19 protein-coding genes are annotated in these 21,704 nt (G+C 60.0%); 5 read left to right on the plus strand and 14 right to left on the minus strand.

Features of this window, described 5'->3' with window-relative positions; all coding sequences use genetic code 11:
• The first annotated feature begins 8 nt into the window (after positions 1–8).
• Positions 9–482, plus strand: a complete 474-nt coding sequence (gene apaG / locus P5689_RS03380; protein ID WP_285532082.1) for a Co2+/Mg2+ efflux protein ApaG — start codon at positions 9–11, stop codon at positions 480–482.
• Here the strand turns inward: apaG and P5689_RS03385 are convergent.
• Both P5689_RS03385 and P5689_RS03390 read right to left on the minus strand, forming a co-directional pair.
• Entirely contained in the window at positions 442–3,369 is a 2,928-nt protein-coding gene (locus P5689_RS03385) for a diguanylate cyclase (protein ID WP_285532084.1), read from the minus strand. The genes apaG and P5689_RS03385 overlap by 41 nt on opposite strands.
• Before the next feature lie 131 nt (positions 3,370–3,500).
• Positions 3,501–3,719, minus strand: a complete 219-nt coding sequence (locus tag P5689_RS03390) for a hypothetical protein (protein WP_285532085.1) — start codon at positions 3,717–3,719, stop codon at positions 3,501–3,503.
• Positions 3,720–4,207: 488 nt separating this feature from the next.
• Here P5689_RS03390 and P5689_RS03395 point away from each other — a divergent pair, with 488 nt between their 5' ends.
• Both P5689_RS03395 and P5689_RS03400 read left to right on the plus strand, forming a co-directional pair.
• A complete protein-coding gene (locus P5689_RS03395; protein ID WP_031240037.1) occupies positions 4,208–5,611 on the plus strand; it encodes a sugar porter family MFS transporter in 1,404 nt (467 codons plus the stop codon).
• 105 nt (positions 5,612–5,716) lie between these two features.
• The gene (locus tag P5689_RS03400) at positions 5,717–6,880 is read left to right on the plus strand and encodes a bifunctional 2-C-methyl-D-erythritol 4-phosphate cytidylyltransferase/2-C-methyl-D-erythritol 2,4-cyclodiphosphate synthase (RefSeq protein ID WP_285532090.1); all 1,164 of its coding nucleotides are present in this window, start codon (positions 5,717–5,719) and stop codon (positions 6,878–6,880) included.
• A gap of 146 nt (positions 6,881–7,026) precedes the next feature.
• Here the strand turns inward: P5689_RS03400 and P5689_RS03405 are convergent, their stop codons facing one another.
• From P5689_RS03405 to aat, 11 genes are all read right to left on the minus strand, one after another.
• Positions 7,027–7,200, minus strand: coding sequence for a hypothetical protein (locus P5689_RS03405; RefSeq protein ID WP_023977686.1), 174 nt, complete (start codon positions 7,198–7,200; stop codon positions 7,027–7,029).
• Positions 7,201–7,333: 133 nt separating this feature from the next.
• A complete protein-coding gene (locus tag P5689_RS03410) occupies positions 7,334–8,065 on the minus strand; it encodes an ATP12 family chaperone protein (protein ID WP_285532093.1) in 732 nt (243 codons plus the stop codon).
• Positions 8,062–10,620 (minus strand): AsmA family protein, encoded by a 2,559-nt coding sequence (locus tag P5689_RS03415; protein ID WP_285532094.1) that lies wholly within the window; start codon positions 10,618–10,620, stop codon positions 8,062–8,064. Before P5689_RS03415 ends, P5689_RS03410 begins: the two co-directional genes overlap by 4 nt.
• Before the next feature lie 16 nt (positions 10,621–10,636).
• Complete coding sequence (locus P5689_RS03420) at positions 10,637–11,632, minus strand: RluA family pseudouridine synthase (protein WP_062164997.1); 996 nt, start codon at positions 11,630–11,632, stop codon at positions 10,637–10,639.
• On the minus strand, positions 11,629–13,041 hold the full coding sequence (locus P5689_RS03425; protein WP_408868530.1) for a replication-associated recombination protein A: 1,413 nt from the start codon (positions 13,039–13,041) through the stop codon (positions 11,629–11,631). The genes P5689_RS03420 and P5689_RS03425 overlap by 4 nt, the downstream gene beginning before the upstream one ends.
• 218 nt (positions 13,042–13,259) lie before the next feature.
• Positions 13,260–16,532, minus strand: coding sequence for an AsmA-like C-terminal region-containing protein (locus P5689_RS03430; RefSeq protein WP_285532095.1), 3,273 nt, complete (start codon positions 16,530–16,532; stop codon positions 13,260–13,262).
• Positions 16,533–16,547: 15 nt separating this feature from the next.
• Complete coding sequence (gene bcp / locus P5689_RS03435; RefSeq protein ID WP_023977680.1) at positions 16,548–17,009, minus strand: thioredoxin-dependent thiol peroxidase; 462 nt, start codon at positions 17,007–17,009, stop codon at positions 16,548–16,550.
• Positions 17,010–17,031: 22 nt separating this feature from the next.
• Complete coding sequence (locus P5689_RS03440) at positions 17,032–17,394, minus strand: hypothetical protein (protein WP_285532096.1); 363 nt, start codon at positions 17,392–17,394, stop codon at positions 17,032–17,034.
• A 367-nt stretch (positions 17,395–17,761) separates the two neighbouring features.
• On the minus strand, positions 17,762–18,406 hold the full coding sequence (locus P5689_RS03445) for a hypothetical protein (RefSeq protein ID WP_023977678.1): 645 nt from the start codon (positions 18,404–18,406) through the stop codon (positions 17,762–17,764).
• Positions 18,403–19,050 (minus strand): hypothetical protein, encoded by a 648-nt coding sequence (locus P5689_RS03450; protein ID WP_023977677.1) that lies wholly within the window; start codon positions 19,048–19,050, stop codon positions 18,403–18,405. The genes P5689_RS03445 and P5689_RS03450 overlap by 4 nt, the downstream gene beginning before the upstream one ends.
• 20 nt (positions 19,051–19,070) lie before the next feature.
• Positions 19,071–19,733, minus strand: a complete 663-nt coding sequence (gene aat, locus P5689_RS03455) for a leucyl/phenylalanyl-tRNA--protein transferase (RefSeq protein ID WP_285532097.1) — start codon at positions 19,731–19,733, stop codon at positions 19,071–19,073.
• Between the two features lie 161 nt (positions 19,734–19,894).
• Here aat and P5689_RS03460 point away from each other — a divergent pair, with 161 nt between their 5' ends.
• Positions 19,895–20,059, plus strand: coding sequence for a hypothetical protein (locus P5689_RS03460; protein WP_155996798.1), 165 nt, complete (start codon positions 19,895–19,897; stop codon positions 20,057–20,059).
• Positions 20,060–20,155: 96 nt separating this feature from the next.
• On the opposite strand, the gene P5689_RS03465 is transcribed toward P5689_RS03460, so the two are convergent.
• Positions 20,156–20,992: an EcsC family protein gene (locus P5689_RS03465; RefSeq protein WP_023977674.1), complete on the minus strand. Its 837-nt coding sequence runs from the start codon at positions 20,990–20,992 to the stop codon at positions 20,156–20,158.
• 224 nt (positions 20,993–21,216) lie between these two features.
• On the opposite strand from P5689_RS03465, the gene P5689_RS03470 reads away from it, so the two are divergent.
• Complete coding sequence (locus tag P5689_RS03470; RefSeq protein WP_023977673.1) at positions 21,217–21,699, plus strand: hypothetical protein; 483 nt, start codon at positions 21,217–21,219, stop codon at positions 21,697–21,699.
• Positions 21,700–21,704 lie beyond the last annotated feature (5 nt).

The raw sequence follows: 21,704 nt of genomic DNA on the forward strand, positions 1-21,704 counted from the left end.
AGGCGGGCATGTCACAAAAGCCCGCCCCTCCCCGCCTCGTGGCCGACCCTGAAGCGAGCCTTGCCGAAGCCATGGAAGCTGCGCCTCGCTACGAGGCCACAACCCAGGGGGTGACGGTCTCTGTGCGCACTTTCTGGCTTGAGGACCAATCCCAGCCGGAAGACCATCATTTTGCCTGGGCCTATCATATCCGGATCGAGAATGGCGGCAGCGAGACGATCCAGCTTCTGACCAGGTTCTGGGAAATCACCGATGGGCGCGGCAAGACCGACCATATTCATGGCGATGGCGTGATCGGCGAGCAGCCCATTCTCATCGCGCAGGAAGTCTTCGAATATACATCGGGCGTGGCCCTGCCCACAGCGTGTGGCTTCATGCGCGGGATGTACCACATGATCGTGCCCGCCACGGGTGAACGCTTCGAGGTCGTCGTTCCCGCTTTCAGTCTTGATAGTCCTCATCGTCTTGGTCTTGTTCACTGACGACAAGACGCCCGCGGCCTTCCAGCTTCGCACGATAAAGCGCCTGATCGGCCCTTTCGAGGGCTTCCATCCACACCTCGCGGGGTGACTCGATTTCCGGCACACTGCGCGCAAGGCCGGCACTGCACCCGATTGTCAGAGCACCAACCTTTGTCTCGAAAGGATGGTCACTCAAGCCCGCCAGCAACAGTTCCACGCGACGGCGCGTGGAGGCAAAATCCCCCTGTATGACGATCAGGAATTCCTCACCGCCATAGCGACCAATGATTTCCTCTGGCAGCTTGTCTCGCAACAGACGTGCGCCGATTTCCGCCAGGATTTCATCGCCGATCATATGGCCGAAGGTGTCGTTGATCGATTTGAAATAATCCACGTCGAAAAGGGCCAGCGTTACCGAGCGATGAGATCCTTCATAATCGGGCCGTCCCTTGCGTTCGAGCAGACGCAGCACACTGGCTTCGGCCGTGCGGCGATTCATCAGTCGTGTCAGCCCGTCCTGGCGCGCCTGCTGCTCAAGGGCAGCCTGCGCCGCACGCATCTCACCGGTTCGTTCATCGACGAGCGCTTCGAGGCGCTTTTGTCTCTTGAGAAGATAGCGGAAGCGAACCCGATTGAGCGTGTAGGGCAGAACCACGACAGAGACGACGTAAAGGGTAATGAGTGGCCAAGCCATCCACCAGGGCCGCTCCATCCTGATTTCAAGAACGATGGGACGGGAGATGATATTCCGGCTGTCATTGATTGCCTGAACGATCAGCCTTGAATGACCGGGTGGAACGAAATTGTAACGTATGTCACCCGTGGTTGTGGTGACCCAGTCCTGATCGACCCCCTCGAGGCGATAACGAAAATAGGTTGTCGAGGCGAGCGCAGTATTGAGCGTCCCGAGCGTCACGATCAAAGGGTCGCGGGTGAAAGGGATGGCGTGTTCCGGCAATACGGCCCCACCAAGACGTGCCTCGATAAAGACAGGCTTGAGGTCCGTTGGTTCGAAAAGATGCTCCGGATGCAGGAGGTGTGAGACGCCTCTCGTCGTGGTGATCCAGATGGACCCGTCAGGATCTTCAGTCAGACCCTGCTGATTGATATTTGCGGAAATCAACCCATCATCCCGCGTCACCCTGATCCATTGCCGCCCATCGTAAGCCGCAAGCCCGTTTTCGGTGCCAACCCATAGTCGTCTGTGGCGATCCCAAAGCAGGCTGAAGATGATCTGTGAACCGGTGCACTCCACCCCGATCTGACGGGTACTACCGATGCGGTTGCCATCCAGATGGATATGCACAAGCCCGGTGCGCGCACGCACGCCCCCGACCCAGAGATCGTCATGGGACGAAAAAACCATGGTCAACGGGGAAAAATCATGCCCGTTGGCCCAGTGTGTGAGCACCGGCTGCCATCGGCCGTTTGCCCCTCTTCTGTAAAGGGCATTACCTATGATTGCCCACGGGGTGCCATCGTCACGAAGCGCTATGGCGCTCGCTGGCTTGCTGAGCGGCTGACCATTCTCGTCTTCAACAAGGCTTGGCTGGGCCGTACCGTCCCCGGGCATAGCCAGCATCCCGTCATCGGATGCGATCCAGAGCGTATGATCCCTGGAAGACAGTGCCAGCCCAAGAATTCGCTGCACTGGCATTTTCCGGTCACACGCGAAGTGTCCCGACTGGAAAAGACAATGCAGCAGATCGCGATCGTCCACGGGCATCCAGTATCCCGACCTGCCATCGGACAGCCCAAAGAAGAAATTTCCCTCCCTCAGGCGTTCGCCGAGCTCATTCCGGTCGAGCTGGTACAGTCCCTGATCTGTCAGAAGTAGTGTTCTCTCGGGCCCGGACAATACAGACCAGACAGACCGTATGCTCTGTGGTTCAAGGTTTTCCCAACTTCCCCAACCGACGAGCTTGACCAGTTCGACAGAGTCCTGAACAGTCCAGAGCTGCCTGTTGCGGTCAGCATACGCAAAATGAATATCCTGCTCCCTGCCGAGGTCATGATTGGGCAGGGTCCAGTATTGCCCATTGAACGAGCGCAGGCGATTGCCGTCAAAGAACACCGTCGCATCCGGCGTCTCCACGACAAAACTCGGGCGCTCGCGGAGATTTCCCTGATCAAGCACCCAATCTGTTGGCAGTCTGGCGAAGGTGCCATCGACATTTGGCACGAGCAACGCATAGCGCTCGAACGCATAAAAACTGCGATCGGCATGGCTGCTCGGTGAACCGGATATCTCGGCATCCCAGGGAAGCCTGAAGACCCGAAGCCCCGTCAGGTCGCGCATCTGGTTTCCGCCGGGTTCGCGATAGAAAACACGATCACCAATCTGGTAGACAAGCGCCCGCGCGCTGCCAGCCATCGGCGCCTGACAGGAGAGGATACTATCCTCCGGGGTTTCGCACAGATGCACACCCTGAGAATCGACAACGGTCAGTCGTCCGGCATCGAGAAAGACATTCTCGATACGTCCCAGGCCGGGGGTCTTCAAGCGCCTGAAACGCAGCAATAAGGGCGATACCCGACTACTTGTCGCGCGTTGGGATATCTTGAGCCCTCCGCGCTGGAGAACCACAACCCGGCCATCGGGGAGGAAACGAACACTATCGGCAAAATTAGGCTGATTGGGTGTTTCCTGAACCTTAACCTGATAAAAGCGCTGCCCGGAGAAAAAATAGAGCGATCTCTGGGTCAGAAGGTACAGATAGCCCTCGTGGTCTTGAGCCAGGCCAAAGATATAGGAACTATCCACCCCGTCACGCTGCGTGAAACTCTGCATGGGCAGGTCGGCGTCGCGCGCAAGGGCCATCTTCGCGAAGCTGCAGAGTAGCAGGAACACGATCACAGCCCAACGCAGAGCCGCGCTCAGGGCATGATAAAAGGAGGCCAGCACCATCGGCACTGAGCCTCACCCATCTTGATCGATGCTCGAAACGAGTTTCAGGTCTTTTTCCTCAACGCAGGGATGTGCCCCTCTGAAAGCACACTAATATAACAGCTGCGTTTCGTCGTTAAAAACTCGCAACCTCAAACCTTGCGGACCACACACGCGCCTTGCATCTCACACGGATCCCACTTCTGACCGGCAGGCGGACGCGGGCCAGCATAGGCAAGGCTCGAGGTGGCCGTTACCCCATCGCGCAGCTCATGCCCCGTGGAGGCAGAAGCCAGCGAGACCAGACCAAAGACAGCGCCTGAAAAGGCAAGTGCCGAAAAAGTTTTTGCAGCGTGAATGCGAATAGACATGAGAAGAATCCATTTACATGCGAAAGCTTTATTGCTTGAGCAATGTATGGACCCGTTTTATTGACAAGTCTCGACCAGTTATGGAATGACTCTAAGGTAGAGTTATATCAGATAAGAATAATTTGTATTTATCTCTACTTATCTTGTATTTATGTTATCTTTTTATTTACGATATAGCGACAAGATTCCGGAAAGGGGTAATCTCTTACAATGGGTTATATTCCCATCAATGCCGGTTACTTTCTTTTTTCGTGTATGAACTAAGTCGCTATTTGAGCCCGCACCGACTCACTGCTCGTCCCTGACCGGCCCCCGCTTGAACCAGGCTCCAGACACAGCCGGTGACCCATTATATGGATCACAACGATTTTGGTTTGAATTAACGTGACAAACCCTTAAAGATCACACGGACTTTGGGATTTCTTGTGTGACAACAGCGATTCCTCTGCAGGCCCGGCCCCCGGCTTTCTCGACTAAGGTCTTCTCATATGAGTAACGTTACCTCGTCCAACCCAGTAGAAACGAAGCTTCCGCTGGTTGGAAAAATGATGCTTGCTGCAATTCTCGCGGCAGTCGCAGGATTGATGTTCGGTCTCGATATCGGCGTCATCTCCGGTGCCCTTGGCTTTATTGCCAAGGAATTTCAGGCCAGTGATACCGCTCAGGAGTGGATCGTTTCTTCCATGATGTTCGGCGCGGCCCTTGGGGCACTCATTGCCGGGCGTCTTTCCTATAGCCTCGGCCGCAAAAAGGCGCTTGTCTTCAGTGCTGCCCTGTTCGTGATCGGCGCCATCTGCTGTGTCGTGGCCCATTCTGTCACTCTGCTGATCGTCGCGCGTGCGATTCTCGGGCTCGCCATTGGTATCGCCAGCTTCGTGGCACCGCTTTACATTTCGGAAGTGGCTGACGAACAGCATCGCGGCAGCCTGATTTCGGTGTATCAGCTCATGATCACCATCGGGATTTTGCTCGCCTTCATCTCGGACGCCATGTTCGCCTATTCGGGGTCATGGCGCTGGATGCTCGGTATCGTCGCCGTTCCGGGTGCCGTGTTCCTTGTGGGCTCACTTTTCCTTCCTGACAGCCCGCGCTGGCTGATGCTGCGTGGCCGTCATGCCGAGGCGCTCGAAACGCTTGCCTCGCTGCGCGCCTCGCGTGCCGAAGCAGAGAGCGAAATCCGCGATATCCAGGAAGGCCTGCAACAGAAGCAGCGCGGCTTCTCGATGTTCCTCGAAAACCCAAACTTCCGTCGCTCCGTCATGCTTGGCATTGGTCTGCAGATCGTCCAGCAGCTCACCGGCATCAACATCGTCATGTATTACGCCCCGCGTATCTTCGAAGTAGCCGGCTTCGGTCAGGACGGGCAGATGTGGGGCACCGCCATCGTCGGTCTGGTCAACATGCTGGCCACTTTCATCGCCATTGGTTTCGTCGATCGCTGGGGTCGTCGCCCGATGCTCGTTGCCGGCTTCGTCATCATGGCCATTGGCATGGGGGCACTCGCGATCCTGCTTTCCTTCGGCCAGGATTCGAGCACGATGATGCATTATCTCTCGGTCGGGGTTCTGCTGCTCTTCATCACGGGCTTCGCTTTCTCTGCCGGCCCGCTCATCTGGGTGCTTTGCGCCGAGGTGCAGCCGCTTCAGGGTCGTGATTTCGGCATTGCCTGCTCGACCTTCACCAACTGGATTGCGAACATGGTCGTAGGCGCCACGTTCCTGACGCTGCTTGGCACACTGGGCGCCTCGCACACCTTCTGGCTGTATGCAGCGCTCAATGCAGTGTTCATCCTCGTTACTCTTGCCTTCGTGCCTGAGACACGTGGCGTGTCGCTGGAGTCTCTCGAGCACAAGCTGAACAAGGGTATCCGCCTACGCGACATCGGTCGCTGAAACACACTCGACGTGTGACGCACAGGTCATGGGCTCCGCAGTCACTGCGGGGCCCTTTTTTCTTGGCTTGACGCGGCAGGGACAAATCCCCATTCCCTGAACATCATGCGTATTGCTGCCATCCTCCTCGCCGCCGGTTCCGGTCGCCGCTTCGCTGATGCCAGCGCCGCGCCGGCCACCGGCCTGTCTGCCATGCCAAAGCAGTACCTGCTGCTTGGTGGCAAAACCGTCATTCGCCACGCAGCTGAAGCGCTGCGCGACCATGTGACCCTTATCCAGCCGGTTGGTGATGACCCGCTGCTGCTGCAGGCCCTCGACGGGATCGAGACATTGCCGCCTGTCGCAGGGGGGCGTGAGCGTCAGGACAGCGTGCGCGCCGGGCTTGAGGCCCTAGCACGCCTGCCTGAGCCACCCGATCTCGTTCTGGTCCACGATGGCGCACGCCCCTACGTGCCAGCCGAGGTGGTACAGAACGTGCTCAAGGCGCTCGAAAAGCACCCAGGTGCCATACCTGCGGTTGCCGTGGCGGATACGCTCAAGCGCGGTCGCGACGGCCTGGTCGACACAACCGTTTGCCGCGACTCCCTGTGGCGTGCTCAGACGCCGCAAGGCTTCCATTTCCCGCTTCTGCTCGACCTGCACCGCACGCATCAGGGGCCCGTCACCGATGACGCAGCCCTGCTCGAAGCCGCAGGTCATCCGGTCGCCCTCGTTCAGGGCGCTGAAGATAATATCAAACTGACCCTACCGGAGGATCTCGTGCGTCTCGAAAGACTGCTCGGCTCGACCCCACTCCCGCGCACGGGGCTGGGCTATGACGTTCATGCCTTCGAGGCCGGCCGTCCCCTGATCCTCTGCGGTATCACCATCCCCCATGATCGCGGGCTGGCGGGCCATTCCGACGCCGATGTCGGTATCCACACCCTGTGCGACGCCATTTATGGTGCGCTCGCCGAGGGAGATATCGGCCGCCATTTCCCACCCACGGATAATGAATGGAAGGATATGGACTCCGCGCGTTTCCTGATCCACGCGGGCGAGCGCATCCGCCAGCGCGGCGGCATGCTGATCAATGCCGATGTAACGCTCATCTGCGAACGTCCCAAGATCGGCCCTCACGCTCAGGCCATGCGCGAACGCCTTGCTTCGCTACTTCAGGTCGATGTTGACCGCATCTCGGTCAAGGCAACCACCTCCGAGCGCCTTGGCTTCACGGGCCGCGAAGAGGGCATTGCAGCCACGGCTGTCGCCACAGTACTCGTTCCCTGAGCGAAATACAGAGCGTATAAAAGCAGAAAGCCCGGCCATTGCGCCGGGCTTTTTCGTTGCTGTGCAGCAAGGGCGGCAAGAGCTGCGCCGTTGGACGGCTCATACCGTGCGATCTTGCCTCCCGGCGAAGGCCGGATGAGCGAAACTCAGCCTTTGATGGCGCAGATCACAACAATGACCGGGGTTGCTGCAAGGAGCAGCCAGACATTCTGGACGCAACGTGCCACGAAATGGGCAGAGCGCACCTTGAACGGAATACGACGGATGAGATTTGCAGCAGCGGCGTTCTCATCCAGTACGGCCTGAATACGAGAAGACATACCTGATCCTTGCACAAATTCTTCTGATTACCCGACAACCCTCTAATAAATCGCGAAGAGCGGGTCGAGTAACCAATGGTCACCGAGTGTGATGTCCACTGAAGGCAAGGGTTAAAGGCCGATCATGGCAAAATCATGCCTGATTCGTCTCAGCTCCGTAAGAAAGCTCCAGATACCGTAACGCAATTTCCACATCTGCCGCGTTGCGATCAATCTCCTGCATCAGCGCATCATCCTCGCCCCATTGCGCCATCTGGTGCCGCTCCTCGACACTGGCCATCAGCCGTGCCGAAGCAGCGTCCACCCATCCCTCGACCAGGCCAATCGCCAGAATCAGGCTTCCCGTTGCAGGTGCGCAGATTGCGGCACAAGTCAGGGCTGCGTCATCCATACGCTCAAGGGCGGCCCCATAAGCCTTCTGAAGCTCAGGAGCGATGGAGAGCGGCAGAAGACTGCGCGTGACCTGAGGCACAACACCATGCCTGCTGCCAAACAGGGCCAGAACCGGATCAAACAGAGCGTCCTGCTCCCGGCCAAGAGACCCGACAGCCCGGTAACAAAGCAGATCGTTTTCACCATAGGCGCTAAGGCCACCAATGATCTGCTCGCGGTCAGGCCGGACACGCTCGATTTCCGTACCAGCCATCTGCGTCATAGGCAGATCTGCGGTTCGAAAGGCCTCCCCTTCAGGGATGGCCCGCCACTCGGCAGCAATAGCATCAGCCAGCCTTGCAGAGGATGTGGTCAGCAAATTTCCGCCGGGCAGTCTGAAAGGACGCCCGTCAAGCATGACAGCGTAATGCCCATCGGGCCCATACGCTGCGACTTCAACGGCTTTCCAGAAACGTTTGATCGTCTGGCTCAATGCAATATCCCCAAACCATGCAGCAATTCAGAGGCCTGCGAATGCTTCTTGCGCTCAGGTGCTGCTTCACCTGACATATTCTCACGCGCAGCGGAGAGGATATCGGGACAGGTATCGGGCTGGCTGCCGCCGATTGTCAGCTGGAAACGTCCCCCTTCGGTTGCCTCCTGGCTTGCCTTGGGTGCATCGAGCGTTCCCTTGACCAGTACCGGGGTTGATGCCCCCGTGCCGCCAAAGCCGATACGCGGCACCAGATGCAGATCAAGCATTTCGTCAGCGAGACCGTAAACACCGTGGCCAGACAGGGTAAGCGCACCAGCCTCCATACCGATCGTATCGAGCTGGGCCTGCCCTCCCTCGAACCGGGCGTGAAGCCCAAGGCAGCGCACCGGCAATTCCCGATGCGAGAGCAGCGAGCGCGCCGCATCGCCCAGATAGGCCCCAAGCCTGTTGGTATCGATCGTGCCACCCACCATGGATAGGCCAAGATGCCCCTGCAGGGTGTCGCGCATCGCTGCGCGTGTCTCACCCCGTGCATCGAGTTCACCCACCAGCATCAACGGCCCATGAAACAGGTCTGGAATTGACAGCAGGGTCTGCGCCAGCGTGGCCGGGAAGAGTACCGGAGAAAAAACGACACTGACAGAGGCAGGCGACACACTCCGGTCGTAAACGGCACGCCCGGCAAGCGTCATGCCATTGCCCGCCCCTTTGATCGACTCGATGGCCAGCTTGGCGCTGTTCAAGGCGATATGCCCGGAGACGTCGCTATAATCTGCACCATTGAAGCGCAGCTTTGCGGCAGAAACATCGATCGATGCCTGCCCCTGGTCAATGAAGCGCTGCAAGCCGGTCGTGCTGTCGGTATCGCCCACAGTGCCGGTAGGCGAATCTTTTTTGGCTGCAGGTTGAGGCGCTGCAGCACCGTTGCCGGCTACGCCGATCAGACCCGCAATTGGCATCTGTGCAGGCGAGGTCGCTGTGGACGCGGGAGACGAAGCTCCCGAGGCGCCCGGTCCGGCTGGCACAGGGGCTTGCGCTGCCGTCCCGGTTCCCTCATCGCGTCGACCCAGCCACAGCCCCTTGAGGGCGTCGAGATCAAGAGCAGAAAACTGGAGCTTTCCGTCTATGGCAGATGGGAGGGGGGCCTTCATCGAGGCATCCATCACGCCCGTCGCCTCATGGCTCGTGAGGCTCAGCCCCTTGATCTGAATGGATCCGGACGTGTCGCGCTGCACCTCCCCCTTGAACGTCACATCGTGCAACGCTGCCTGCATGACATTGAGCGTGCGTGCCTGCCCTTCCAGAGCAAGCGTGGAGTCATCCGCGCCGATCTGACCGGAAAGATGGGCCGTAAGCCCGGAACCGGTCCCGATCTTGGACACATCCCGCAGATCCACCGCCACCGGGAGCGGCGTTGCAAGTCCGGACTGCCAGGCCGAACCAGCCTGCGCCAGAGTTCCAAAACGTCCCTGCAGGGCGACGCCCGGTGCCAGTTCGCTGATCAGCGCACCATTGACGACGCCACTCACCGTCAGGGCCGAGGAGAGCGTGTCGGCATCGGCATGAACCGCGCTGGAAGTCAGCCCATGCCATGACGGGATGGAATCGGCATGCAGATGCACATGGTTCACACCCAGCCGCGAGAGATCGAGACCGCTGTCTTCGGCTTGTGGGTCGGCATCGAACACCCCGATCTCGCCTCCGAGCCCTTTCACATCGGGCAGATTGGCATTCGGGAAGAGGGATTCGACATCCTTGAGTGAGGCCAGTTCACCGCGCAATACGCCCGAAAAACCGTGGAGATGGCGCATATCAGTGATCTGACCATCGAAATTCAGCCAGTCCTGCTGTTTGCCATCCCTGCCCAGTGTCGCACCCAGACTGACCGCCCAAGGAGGGTTACCTCCCTGAAACAGCGAGAGCGGGCCGATATGGCCATTGACGCGAAACGGGGCATCCCCACGACGCCCGTGAATATCGAGATAGGGAGCTGAGGAAGAAAGACCGTCGAATTCGGCGCGCTCTACAGTCATGGCACCGCTGTGGTGACCCTGTCTGTCATCGAGGGAGATCGCCATATTGTCGAGTTTGGCAGAGCCGATCTGCAGCTTCCATCGGGCTTGCGGGTGAGACACGTGTCCCGACGGGGAACCGGTTTTGCTGGTCAGCGGGTGGAATACCCAGTTTGCCTGCCCGGATTCGTTGCGATGCAGGATTGCCGCACCGCGCATCACCGTCAGGTTTTCGAGACGGATCTCGCGCCAAAGCAATGGTATGAGCGCGATCGACGCGCGGATGTCGCGTGCGCGCAGCATCGGCGTCACGCCATCGCCCCCCTCGTCAGACAGCGTCACCTGATAGGCGCTAAAGGAAGGCCAGGGCAGCACGCCAACCGAGAAACGCGCCATTGCGAGATCACGGCCGGTCTGTCGCTTGACCGCAGCAATCACATCCTCCTTCAGCGATGAGCGATCGATCAGGACATGGGCCGTCACGGCCAGGCCTGCCGCCAGCACCAGAATGATGATGAGCGCCGCAGTCAGACGTTTCATTTGACGAGTTCCTTGGTCATTTCCTGCCGGTCTTGCCCCCGATCCGTTCGGGGCGCGGCGTCTCACCGGCGGTAAAGCCGAGATCCTTGAATGTGTCACGCATATGGGGCGGCAATGGGGCCGCTACGCGCAGGCGCCCACCGGCAGGATGCGGAAACTCCAGTGCACGCGCATGAAGATGCAACCTGTCGATAAAACCCTCCATATGCGCGGCCTTGCCACCATATTTCGGGTCGCCAAGAATAGGCGTGCCGAGGGTTTCGCAATGCACACGCAGCTGATGGGTGCGGCCTGTGAGGGGCTTGAGCGCAAGCCATGAAAGGCGTTTACCCGCCGCATCGACCACTTCATAATCGGTCTTGGCCACTACAGCGTCTTCGTCATCACGCGTAGCGGCAATCATGAGGGCGCCGTTTCCGGCCCCGAGCTTTGCGAGCGGCTGATCGATCACGCCTGAGCCGGGCATGGGGCGCCCGACGACAATCGCCCAGTAGGTCTTGTCCACATCGCGCCCGCGAAAGGCTGCGGCCAGCTTGGCGGCAACACCCGGTGTCCGGGCAACCAGCAACAGGCCGGACGTGTCGCGGTCGATGCGATGCACGAGGCGCGGCCGGTCGGGCAGGTCGCCACGCAGGCCATCGAGCATCATGTCGATATGCTTGGTGATGCCGGGTCCACCCTGTGTGGGTAGGCCGGATGGCTTGTCGAGCACGATCACCTGATCGTCACGATAGACCACCATGCGCTCGATCTCGCGGGCAAGCTGCGGGTCGAGCGGGGCGGGGCGGTCGGGCTGCGCCGCCATCGGAGCAGGCAAAGGCGGTATGCGCAGGCTTTGGCCGGGGGCAAGACGGCTTGCACCAGTCACGCGCTTGCCATCAAGACGCACCTGCCCTGTGCGGCACAGCTTTTGCAGCGCCCCCTGGGTGAGGTCGGGATAATGGCGGCGGAACCAGCGATCGAGGCGCATATCGGCCTCATCTTCGCTGACAATACGGGTCGTAACACTCATGGGCGACGGCTTGCCCGTATTGCGGCCTGCCTGTCCAGATTTTTTCTGATTTCGCTTTCCCGACCACGGTCGGTGGGCTGATAGAGTGACACGCGCGCCATTTCATCGGGGAAGTAGTTCTGTCCCGAAAATCCATCCTCCGTATCATGGTCATATTCATAGCCCTTGCCGTAGCCGATCGACTGCATCAGCTTCGTAGGGGCGTTGCGTATATGGTGTGGCGGTCCGAGGCTGCCCGTTTCGCGGGCCAGTTTGCGGGCCTGGTTATAAGCGCGATAGACGGCGTTCGATTTCGGCGCCGTAGCCAGATGCACGACCAGTTGCGCCAGGGCCAGTTCGCCCTCGGGGCTGCCCAGACGCTCATATGTTTCCCACGCGGCCACGGCCAGCGGAAGCGCTGTGGGGTCAGCCATGCCGACATCCTCTGCCGCAAAGCGCGTCAGGCGGCGGGCGATATAACGAGGGTCTTCCCCGCCTTCGAGCATCCGGGCAAACCAGTAGAGTCCCGCATCGGGGTCTGATCCGCGCAGCGATTTATGCAGCGCCGAGATCAGGTTGTAATGTTCCTCGCGATCCTTGTCGTAAAGTACCGCCCGACGAGCCACCACACCGGCCAGCCCCGCCGTATCAAGCAGCTCCCCGGCTGGCAGGGCCTGTATCTGTTCGACCAGATTAAGCAGGTAGCGCCCATCGCCATCTGCCATGGCACGCAAGGCAGCACGTGCCTCTGCGGTGAGTGGCAGCTTTGTGTCGGACAGGGCTTCGGCACGCTGGAGCAGCTTCTCGAGCCCGTTATCGTCCAGCCGGTTGAGCACCATCACCTGACAGCGCGACAAAAGCGCGCCATTGAGAGCGAATGACGGATTTTCCGTTGTCGCACCGATCAGAATGACGGTCCCACGCTCGACATAAGGCAAAAAGCCATCCTGCTGGGCGCGGTTGAAGCGATGGATCTCGTCAACGAAGAGTAACGTCCCTCGCCCTGTCTCCTGCTGGAAGCGCGAGGCGGTTTCGAAAGCCTTCTTGAGATCAGCCACGCCCGAGAAAACGGCTGATATCTGCTCGAATCTGAGCTTGGCCTCACGGGCAAGCAGCCGCGCAATCGTGGTCTTGCCGCATCCCGGTCCGCCCCACAGGATGAGGCTTGGCAGCGTGTTGCGGCTAAGCATCTGGCTGATCAGCCCTTTTGGGCCGAGAAGATGATCCTGACCAACGACTTCCGCCAGTGTGGAGGGGCGCAGCCTGTCCGCCAGCGGCTGCGTCTGTCGCGACGTCGGCGTGGACGCGGTGCCCGTTTGCGATGCAGGGGGCATCATCGGAGCAGAATGTACCGCAGGGCGCCCGTAGCGCGCGGCTTCCTTGCGAGGGGAAGGCGTGCCGAACAGATCTGCATTTCCATCATCTTGCATCGCGCTGGCCTCTTCCTTCCTGCAATCCTGCTCTATTCGACTTACCACGTATCTCATCGCGTCACCGCCAGCCTAAGCAGGAACGTGCACATGCGGACGAACGTCGCACAGAACAGATGCTTCAGATCCATCATGCGTCGGAACGATTACGGGCTATTCTCTACGCAAGGCCAATCACCGGGGCAAATATACCCTTCGTCAGACCGGTACAGGGTGCCCTATTTGGCGAGTTGACGCATGACGCCGGGTAAAAGCATGGCGAATGGATTGATCGACAGATCCGGATTTCCCGCCGTCCCCTTGACCGTAAAGGTCGCGGCAAGAAAGCCACCCCCTTTTTCCGGCGAGAACAATTTGCCCACATTCGGCAGCCGCCCCGGTGCCGCGTTCAGGCCAAAGATAGGCACGACTGTCCCGCGCAGATCGAGCCCGCCCTTGTCGAGATCGATCTTGCCTTCCAGCGTGGCCCCGAGCGCCGGGTTGCCAAGATGCCCCTCATGAATGGTCATGACGTCATCCCGCACTCTGATCGGCAGATGAAGATGCTGAACCTCAAACCGGTCATGGCTGGCCTGGGACCAGTTGAAGACAGAAAGATGGGTAGCCGCTGTCAGTGCCGCTGGTGGCTGCCTGAACGCGAAGGGTGAGACAGAAATCATCCCTTTGAAAGGCGGAACGCGCCCCGTATCGCCGTCTCCTACCTGACCGGAAATCTGCGCACGCCCGCCCTCAAGACGATCCGTCATACCGGTTTCGTTCAGAAGCCGACCGAGATTATCAATACGGAGCATGAGCTGACGCCCGGCCTCATGCGGGGCAAGATCGAACGCCACGCCAACGGGCCTGACCGCTGTGAACCGGGCACGGTCCAGCCGATCATGGCGATGCTCCAGATGCGCGGTCACACCCCCCAGAAATTTCTGCGCGTTGTAGAACAGGCGGTCGGTTGCAATATCGACAGTCCAGTCCTGACCTGCTGGCGCCGTACTTTTGCCTGACGCGCTCTCGGCAGGACCGCTCGATGCGCTGCCGGTCACCGCACTGCCGCCCTGCTCCTCCCCGGGCTTTGCATCGTCGCGGTGCAGCAGGGTCGCGATATCGAGGTCCTGCGCATGAATACGCACGGCAATCGCTGCATTGGCCTGTGTCGGCAGCTCGATCACTGCATCCCCGTTGGAGCGGCCAATCATGAATCCGTTCAGATTAATGGCCTGGACCTGCCCCTCGACCAGTCGGCTGTCGCCCTCGACATGCAGGCCTGGCCCCTCGGCGCTGATGCGATCGAGTGCAACCATTTTGCCATCGCGCAGGCCGATATGGGCGGAAGCTGTTGTCGCGATACCGGCCGCTTTGCTCCAGACGGGAATCGTCAGGGCTGCCTGGGTGAGATCAAGTGCAAGATCCAGATTGGCATGACCATCGAATGCCGCATGATAGTCAGAGACGAGCTGCGCCGTACCCTTAAACAGGCCGTTATTGGCGATATGCGCCTTGTTCAGAGCCTGTTCATCGAAAACCGATACGGCATGAACAGTCTCGCGCAGCCCGCCTGACCGGCTCAGGAAATTCTCGTTCAGCGTGGCATCGGTCGGCACACCGTCGAGCAGACCGTGCCCCTGAAGCGCGAGCTTCTTTTCAGTCGCTTCCAGATTGCCCGACGCCTCGGTCAGTTGCCGCCCCAGAACAACATTGCCAAGGGTGACGTGGTCAAACCGCGCCCGTGCGTTGACGTGGATCTGGTCATTCTCGATATGCGACGAAAGCGGCAGCGTGATGGTTTCGCTCACTTTCACTGCACCTGCTGGATGCGTAAACGGCAGTGGATGCCGCGAGAGCAGATGCAGCCTTGGATGGGCAAGCAGGGTGGCACAGTCGCCCAGATTGCAGGAGAGATCGAGTGCAATCGTGCCGGTCTGATCATGGGCAAAAAGATCGCTGATCAACATCGAGCCACCATCGAGATGGATGAGACCGGCATGGGCCGCATCGGATGCGGGCTGGGTGCCATGCAAAAAGTCGATGCGAAGGACATCCGGGGCAGCAAAGCTGAAACGCGCGGCGACATCACGTGCGGGCGGCACGGGCCGAAGCCAGTTCACAGTCGCATGCTCGATGGTCAGGGACGCGTCGGTCTTGCGGGGGCGTAGCTGGTCCCAGCCCGCGTCACTGCCGAGAATGGCATCAAGATGCAGTGAGTCTGTCGTACCGGCGCTCAGATTATTGGTGACCCAGCGGCGCGCGCCCTTCATCAGGAAGCGTGGCCAGATGGAACCCAGATGGGGGACATCGAGCGGTGTCGCCGTAAGGGAAACTCCCCCCGAAATCCGCCGGGCAGAGCGAAGCGAGTCTGCCTCAAGATGGCCATGCGCCTGGAATGTGTCGGTTCTGCCTGTATCATCAACAAGCGCGATAGCGGCATCGCTCCGGTCGACGACGAGACGCCCCTCAGGCAGGGCGATATGGGCGGAGACATGACCCGACTCCACGTTCAGAGGGTCGCCTCCTGACTGATCGATTTTGCCCTTGCCGAGAGAGAGGGCAACCTGCCCTTGCGTGACCGGGATACCTTGTAGCGGCCCATCGCCAGCAGGGTGCCGCTTGCCAGTGCTGCCCCTGACCAGAAAAAAGGCCTGCAATCCGACCGGCACATGCCAGTCACCGGCATAGGGAACGAAACCGCGCAGAATGTCAGGCGTGAAAGGGGGGACCGTCACGCGCCAGGAAAGATCCCCCGCCACCGATGTACTGACGGCGAATGAACTGGCTGCGCTGAAGCCGATCGGCGGTTCATGACCCGGGCTCACCTTGCCTTCGACCAACCCGGTCCACGCATAATCGGCTGTCCGTGGATCGTGATGCAGCACGATATGGTTCAAGAAAAGCGTAGCATCAGCGCGATCGGCATAGGCTCCAACACCATTGGCTGACAGCGCATGGCGGAGTTGCACCGTCACAGCGTTCAGGTCGAGTGCCGCCAGATGATCGAGTGAAAGTGGATTAGCGGCGTTTTTGCGATGTCTCGCATCGGGCCAGTCCAAATCGATCGACCCGTCTTCTTGACGATCGAAGATGATCCGTCCCGATTGTGCAGCAAGACGTGTGGGCTCGACACGCCCGCGTAGCAAAGGCCCCATGCGCAGGGCCAGATCGACCTGCGACAACGCCAGCGTTGGGCTGCCGTCCTTGCGTAGAATACGCAGATCCTGCGCCTTGAGCACAAGTTCAGGATGAACATGACGCAGGCCAGGCTGCCAGCTCAGAAACAGACGCTCCCAGCTCAGCCTGCCGGCAGGACGCCCTGTCTCGTTGCTGGCCTGGATTGTGACCGGCGCAAAACGTGAGGCAATGGCTGTGACATCCAGCGGGCCAAGCGACAAACGCCACAGGAACGCCAGCCCAGCCACCGCAATGATGGTGACCGGCGTTACAACAATGAGCGTCGCGAGACGGAACGCCCGCCAGGACGCACGATGGAAGGGGTCGTGCGGCACTATACCCGAAAAACGCTACAGTTCAGCGGCGGCTTCAGTCACCAGCGCCACATGCTCTGCTGGCTTGACCTTGCGCCAGAGGGCCCGGATGACACCTTCGGCATCGACCAGGAACGAGCTGCGTTCCATGCCGAAATAGGTCTTGCCATACATGGTTTTCTCAACCCACGTGCCGTACTCGTCGGCAAGCTTGTGGTCCGCATCGCTGACCAGCGTGAAATCCAGCCCGTATTTCCGGGCGAAGCGTTCAAGCTTTTCAACCGGATCGGGGCTGACCCCGATCACACGAAGACCAAGCGAACTGAGCGTCTGCTTTTGATCGCGCAGGTCGCAGGCCTGGGTCGTGCAACCGGGTGTATCGGCCTTCGGATAGAAATACAGCAGATAAGGCTGCCCATTCAGGGCTTCGCTTTCGACAACCTGACCAGTTGCATCAGGCAAGGAGAAAGCGGGGGCCCTGTCACCAATGGAGACCATAATGGATGCTTAGCCTTTGAACTCAGTATGCCGGATAGGCGGGGTAAGACGGATAAACTGCAACCGGCGGCGGGTAAACCACCCGCGGAGGCGGCTGATACACAACCGGCGGCGGGGGCGGCGCATAGACCACCGGGGGTGGCGGCGGTGCCACATAGGGCCGTGCAATCGCGCCGATTACGGCACCACCAACAAGACCGCCAACGAGGCCGCCAACGAAGGCATTACCGCCGCGATGCCAGCCGCGATCACCGCGCCAGCCGCCGCCGCCGTGCCAGCCGGGTCCGCCCCAGCCTGGGCCGGGATGAGCCTGTGCCATTGGAGCGCCTCCCATGAGGCCGATCAGGGGCAGAGCCGCAAGGCCAATTTTCAGGATATGACGCATGAAGAAACCTCCTCGTCAGATCGGCCTGAAACGGGTGGCCGATCCGATATCCAGTTTATACCATCCATATGGTGTCGATTTTGGGACCAAACAGGACCAAAACCGGGCTAGAATGTAACATAATCGCTCAGACGCGTTGATGGATCCCATGGCGGCCATGGCCGTAACAAAAAAGGGGCATGCCGACGAAGCTGCCCCTTTTTTGCGCGGTATCTGAAGTGTGGAAAGGCGAATGACCGACCCACCCTTGTATCGCCATACCTCTTGATCCGGTGAGGTCCCCCAGAATGCCGGATTTCTGAAACCCAGCGGCATCTTGGAGCACGCAGGCAGGTCGTCCCGCAACAAGAGGTACAGCTCGCTCCCCCTACTGATGATCAACCTGTATGGGTTTGGCCTCATGGAAGCCTTCCGGCTCCCTGAAGATTTCTGGCCCTTGGGCAGTCATCGCGTAGGAAAGCGCCTTGATCACCTCCAGACCGTTATGGCTCGCGGATAACAGGACGCCGTTGTCATCGTAGCAGAAATCGCCGACCTGACCGTCTGTGTCCGTGGTGGTCCAGTGTGTGCATCCCTGCCCCGCGACACGATCCTGCGTCCCGCGTTGCCAGCGACCGGCGGCCGGGGTGCCGGGCGGGGCGAACTGCGCATCCGGTGCACCAGAGACCGTGTAGGTTTTCGTACGCGTATCGATCACTGAAAGACGATGCGCCTTGTAATCCGTCAGCATGATGAGCCCGGTCGTCTCCATATCGAGACGCTGCTGCCAATGGGCAGCGTTCCAGCGCATGCGCTGGCGATAGGCCTGACCATCGGGCCCCTTGGCTTCGTAGGTGACGTCCACATCGACGCGAGGTGTAACATAAGGCGTTGCCTGTACGTCTTCAGCGTACGCCATGCCGGAATGGCAGGTCAGACCAAGCGCACCGACAGAGAGGGTGGCCAGCGCCGCCCTGCGCAGCGCGGCGCGTGTACGATTATGCAGGCTGACCCTTAGCGATTGTTGGCTCATCTGGGCGCCGCGGAGCTCTGCGGGCCAGCGCCATGCGGAATGGGCATCTGCGCCGTGATCTGCTGATAATCGGCAGGCGGCTGGAACTGGGTATCGGCAACCGGGCCGTAAGTCACCTTCTGGGCTTCAAGCTTGCCATGCAGCCCGTCTGCATCCACGCCTTCCTCGCTCAGGATAACGCCGTCCTCGGTCACGCAGGCTGCCGCTTTGCCGTGGGTCGTCGTGATGGTCCACTTGTTGCAGACAAGCCCTGCCACCGTTGCGGTACCATCCGGCGCATATTGCATGGACATGTCGAGCATGAACGGGTTGCGCAGGCCATGCTTGGGGGCAAAACTCGTATAGACGCGCTGCTTATGCATGATCAGCGTCACGCGCTGGGCGGGACGATCGAGAATGGTCGAACCTGCATGGTCGGGCGAATCGATGCGAAGCTTGTCGCCCTCAGCCTTGAACTGCACGATAGCCTGTACCGGCTGGGGCATTTTCTCGGGCTGGACGGAATAGACCACCGTCACGTCACGCGCTGGCGAAAGCCGGGGGTGGGCGCCCGTGCTTTCCTGCGCCATCGCCGTGGCGGCACCGGCCGTCATTGACAGGGCCAGCGACAGTAACGCCGCATTTCTTACATCGAATACCGACATGGTGTTCCCTCCTTCATGCCTCAGCGAGCCTCTATACCATCGCGCAGACGGATGACTTCATCTCGAAGTCTGCCCAGTGAAACATCCTTGCTCCACGATGCCTCAATCCCGAGGGCATGGTCCAGTAGCAAGCGATAGGCGTGGTCTGGAACGGTCAGGCAGCCGAATGTTTCCAGATGCCGTGTGGGAAACTGGGTATCGAGCAGGGCGAAGCCCGCAAGGCGCAGTGCAGCGACAAGATGCACCAGCGCGATCTTGGACGCATCCGTGCAAAGCGAGAACATGCTCTCACCAAAGAAGGTCCCGCCGATCTGAACCCCGTAGAGCCCGCCAACCAACACATCGTCGCGCCATGTCTCGATGGAATGGGCATAACCGAGCTGGTGCAGCAGGGTATATCTGGCCTGGATACGACCGCTGATCCATGTCTCGTCACGGCCGGGGGTTTCAGCGCAAAGGCGAATGACATCATTGAAGCAGCGATCGGTCGTCACCGCGAATCTGCCCTGCAACGCTGTGCGCGCCAGACGGCGCGAAAGGTGGAACCGGGAGTCCAGCGGCAGAACGCCACGCTCATGCGGACGATGCCAGCTGATCTCGCTGGCATCGCGCCCGTCCGACATAGGAAAAATGCCGTTCCGGTACGCCTCGATCAGAAGCTCCGGTGTGATCGGATCCGTCATCCTCTGTCCCGTTTCGCAGTCTCACTACAGCTTAAGGCATAGTTGGCAGGCCTCATGTCACTAGCTCCCGGCAACTCTTCCGCAAGCCGGGATTTGTCATGGCCAGACAATGCAGCACCATGATAGGCGATCTGTCATCGCATCCTGCCGGGAGGTTCACCATGCCACTGACTTTCGTCTATCTCATCGGTATCGCGCTCAGCGCCGTGCTCGCGCTCGTGGCCCCACATTATCGCGGCCTTTGCTTCGTCATGACCGCCATCTTCTCATTGCAGATCGTTCCGGTCGGATTGCTGGAGACCTTCACTTCCCCGCGTGAGCGCTGACCTCACGCAAGGCACGAAAGCCCCGCTCTCGTCAGTCTGACCCGGGGGTGAGAAACGCGCCATGGCACGACGTGGCGCTCTCTCACCTTGGACCCGTCAGGCCGATGCGGCGTCAGCGCCTGTCTGGCGCATATGCTGGGCGGTATCGCGCACAATTGGGCCATGCTGACGCTCAAGGCGTCGGATGGTGAAATGCGCTCGGGCAAGCGCTCTGTAATGTGAGAGGAAAGCCGCGTTGAGCGACGCGCCGCAGAGCGCACCGGCAACCGGAACCATCTGCAGGGCAAACTTGCGCGAAAGCCCGATGCCGTAATGTGACGCGACCTCAGCAATGAGCAGGACAATCGGCTTGCCGCGCATCAGGGCACGGGCAGAGAAAAAGCCCAGTTCGCTCTCATCGGCATTCTGGCCCGCAAGAAATCCCTTCAGGGCAAACACTTCGAGGCAGGCGCGGCGGGTTTCGTCATCGCTCAGATCCTCACCTTCCTCACGGGCGATGCGGGCAATCTCGCGCATGATGGTGAGTGTGGTGAATCCGATATCGGGCATCAATCCGACCACGCCACCGAAACCGCCCAGCGCTCCTGAAACCGCAACTGCCGCCTGAGCCGCCGGGTCACGCCATTTCGGGGCCTTGGTCACCGATTCCTGCGTCATGCCGAGCACCGCAATATCGAAGGCACGGGCAATCGAGGCTTCAGCCAGACCCTGAAGCTTTGTCTGGATCGCCGGAGCCATGCCCAGCCCCTGCATGCCGATACGGGTCGCCTGACCCACAGCGCCACCCATCAGATCCGCAAGGCGCACGAGTACGCCGCGCCCATGTTCGACCTTGGCCAGAGCCGCCTGAAGCTGGGCGAGCGACTCGCTATCGAGGTTCATCGGGGCGATCTCACCGATTCCGGGGATCGTCGATCCGTTTGCTGTAGCCATGGGTCATGTTCTCCCTGCACTGGCGTTCGGGCCTCGGGCTCCTGCTTTCGCGGGTCGCCTGCACAGCCTGCGCCGAATTCGTTTCATGACGGGCAACGCCCGACGGGTGCGGCAGTCACCAATAATTGTGACAAAGCCTGTTTTTTTACATCTTACAGGTTCATAGAAAAACGAAACAGACGCGCCCCTGTTAGCACCCTACAGAGGCAGGCAGGAGCACGGACATGCCCGGATCACTTTTCACCACCCCACTTACCCGCATTTTCACCGCATTACTTTTCATGGCGCCATTCGGTACCGGCATGGCGGTGGCCGATCCGGCCTCGCAGCTCAAGGCGATGGAACACCCCCTCACCCCGGTTGAAAAAGTGGCCCTGCCCGATGGCGGTGCCCCGCCGCCGCCGCACGGCTATGTCGTGACCGAGGATTTCGACAACTCGCTGCGAGATTATTCGTACAAGGTCCGTGCCCATCCGGCACTGGGACTGCCGAATTCGGAGGCTCATCAGAGCACCCAGATCCCCAATGACGCCCCGTCACATTTCTCGTTTTTGGGCTGGCCGGTGAAATTCAATGCACCCGTGCGGCCGCCTTATACCAACGGGGTCTATCACAACTACGCCGGCTCACCCGGCAACGGTCAGACCGATGTCGTGGCCCAGTCCGATGCGGCAGGCACGGCAATGTGGCACAATAACCAGAGGTAAAGATC

The sequence above is a fragment of the Asaia sp. HumB genome, from assembly GCF_030263835.1.
GTDB classification, from domain to species: Bacteria; Pseudomonadota; Alphaproteobacteria; order Acetobacterales; family Acetobacteraceae; genus Asaia; species Asaia bogorensis.

What these genes read in the sequence shown, in the direction of transcription:
- apaG (WP_285532082.1), top strand. Translation starts at nt 9, where the DNA reads ATGTCACAAAAGCCCGCCCCTCCCCGCCTCGTGGCCGACCCTGAAGCG.
- P5689_RS03385 (WP_285532084.1), bottom strand. Translation starts at nt 3,369, where the DNA reads ATGGTGCTGGCCTCCTTTTATCATGCCCTGAGCGCGGCTCTGCGTTGG.
- P5689_RS03390 (WP_285532085.1), bottom strand. Translation starts at nt 3,719, where the DNA reads ATGTCTATTCGCATTCACGCTGCAAAAACTTTTTCGGCACTTGCCTTT.
- P5689_RS03395 (WP_031240037.1), top strand. Translation starts at nt 4,208, where the DNA reads ATGAGTAACGTTACCTCGTCCAACCCAGTAGAAACGAAGCTTCCGCTG.
- P5689_RS03400 (WP_285532090.1), top strand. Translation starts at nt 5,717, where the DNA reads ATGCGTATTGCTGCCATCCTCCTCGCCGCCGGTTCCGGTCGCCGCTTC.
- P5689_RS03405 (WP_023977686.1), bottom strand. Translation starts at nt 7,200, where the DNA reads ATGTCTTCTCGTATTCAGGCCGTACTGGATGAGAACGCCGCTGCTGCA.
- P5689_RS03415 (WP_285532094.1), bottom strand. Translation starts at nt 10,620, where the DNA reads ATGAAACGTCTGACTGCGGCGCTCATCATCATTCTGGTGCTGGCGGCA.
- P5689_RS03420 (WP_062164997.1), bottom strand. Translation starts at nt 11,632, where the DNA reads ATGAGTGTTACGACCCGTATTGTCAGCGAAGATGAGGCCGATATGCGC.
- P5689_RS03425 (WP_408868530.1), bottom strand. Translation starts at nt 13,041, where the DNA reads ATGCAAGATGATGGAAATGCAGATCTGTTCGGCACGCCTTCCCCTCGC.
- bcp (WP_023977680.1), bottom strand. Translation starts at nt 17,009, where the DNA reads ATGGTCTCCATTGGTGACAGGGCCCCCGCTTTCTCCTTGCCTGATGCA.
- P5689_RS03440 (WP_285532096.1), bottom strand. Translation starts at nt 17,394, where the DNA reads ATGCGTCATATCCTGAAAATTGGCCTTGCGGCTCTGCCCCTGATCGGC.
- P5689_RS03445 (WP_023977678.1), bottom strand. Translation starts at nt 18,406, where the DNA reads ATGAGCCAACAATCGCTAAGGGTCAGCCTGCATAATCGTACACGCGCC.
- P5689_RS03450 (WP_023977677.1), bottom strand. Translation starts at nt 19,050, where the DNA reads ATGTCGGTATTCGATGTAAGAAATGCGGCGTTACTGTCGCTGGCCCTG.
- aat (WP_285532097.1), bottom strand. Translation starts at nt 19,733, where the DNA reads ATGACGGATCCGATCACACCGGAGCTTCTGATCGAGGCGTACCGGAAC.
- P5689_RS03460 (WP_155996798.1), top strand. Translation starts at nt 19,895, where the DNA reads ATGCCACTGACTTTCGTCTATCTCATCGGTATCGCGCTCAGCGCCGTG.
- P5689_RS03465 (WP_023977674.1), bottom strand. Translation starts at nt 20,992, where the DNA reads ATGGCTACAGCAAACGGATCGACGATCCCCGGAATCGGTGAGATCGCC.
- P5689_RS03470 (WP_023977673.1), top strand. Translation starts at nt 21,217, where the DNA reads ATGCCCGGATCACTTTTCACCACCCCACTTACCCGCATTTTCACCGCA.